This is a genomic window from Streptomyces sp. SID13726 (assembly GCF_010548375.1).
Lineage (GTDB): Bacteria > Actinomycetota > Actinomycetes > Streptomycetales > Streptomycetaceae > Streptomyces.
The window spans coordinates 1-475 of record NZ_JAAGLY010000343.1; the positions used below are offsets into that span (position 1 = coordinate 1).

The following is a 475-nucleotide window of genomic DNA, read 5'->3' on the forward strand; positions in this document are numbered from 1 at the left end:
CCGATCTTGCTCGCCGAGGCGAACCAGTGGCCGCGCGAGGTCGTGGACTACTTCGGCACCGAGGACGAGCCCGAGTGCCACATGTGCTTCCACTTCCCCGTGATGCCCCGCATCTACTACGCGATCCGCGACCAGCGCGCCAACCAGGTCCTGGAGATCCTCGCCGACACGCCCGACATCCCGCCCGGCGCGCAGTGGAGCACGTTCCTGCGCAACCACGACGAGCTCACCCTGGAGATGGTCTCCACCGAGGAGCGTGCGTCGATGTACGGCTGGTACGCGCCCGACCCGCGCATGCGCGCGAACGTCGGCATCCGGCGCCGGCTCGCGCCCCTGCTCGACAACTCGCGCAAGGAGGTCGAGCTCGCCCACGCGCTCCTGCTCTCCCTCCCCGGCAGCCCGTGCCTGTACTACGGCGACGAGATCGGCATGGGCGACAACATCTGGCTGCCCGACCGCGACGCCGTGCGCACGC

At 69.9% G+C, this 475-nt stretch carries 1 protein-coding gene; it reads left to right on the plus strand.

Going from position 1 to position 475, the window contains the following annotated elements:
* On the plus strand, positions 1-475 hold a 475-nt coding region (locus G3I78_RS47985), incomplete at both ends, for an alpha-amylase family glycosyl hydrolase (protein WP_239158478.1).